The sequence below is a fragment of the Pseudomonas brassicacearum genome (genome assembly GCF_003732265.1).
GTDB lineage: Bacteria > Pseudomonadota > Gammaproteobacteria > Pseudomonadales > Pseudomonadaceae > Aquipseudomonas > Aquipseudomonas brassicacearum_D.
Genome location: NZ_MOBK01000161.1, coordinates 1 through 535 on the forward strand (window position 1 = coordinate 1; position 535 = coordinate 535).

Here is a 535-nt window from a genome sequence, read left to right on the forward strand (position 1 = left end):
CGCTGGAAACAGGCCGTTAAACCGACGCCGTTGCCGGTGCAGGCGCTGGATCATGCGACGGGGTATTTGATGGCGGCGAGTGCGATCAGATTGCTGACGGAGCGGTTGGCGAATGGCCGAGCGGGCTCGGCGCGATTGTCGCTGGCGCGGACGGCGAAGTTGTTGATCGAGTCTGCGCCGGGGACAACCGAAGAGCTACGTGCCGAGGATGAACAGGATCAGGTGGTGTCGGTGGAGCAAACCCCGGGGGGCCCGGCGCATCGCTTGCAGGTGCCGGTGAAGATCAGCGGCACACCGATTCAGTGGGCGTTGCCGGCCACAGAACTGGGTTCGCATCATCCACGGTGGAATTAAAAGCCCCTCACCCTAACCCTCTCCCAGAGGGAGAGGGGACCGATCGGGGGATGCTTCGGAGTTACGCCGACCTGCCCCTGCATCACTGAATCCATAATCGACTCGATTTAACAGGTCGACGTATAGCGCCAGACACCTCGATCGGCCCCCTCTCCCTCGGGGAGAGGGCTGGGGTGAGGGC

The 535-nt window shown here is 63.2% G+C and carries 1 pseudogene; it reads left to right on the plus strand.

The features are described from left to right. Positions 1 to 354 (plus strand): annotated as a pseudogene (locus BK660_RS30585) (CoA transferase); the annotation flags it as partial. Positions 355 to 535: the final 181 nt, after the last annotated feature.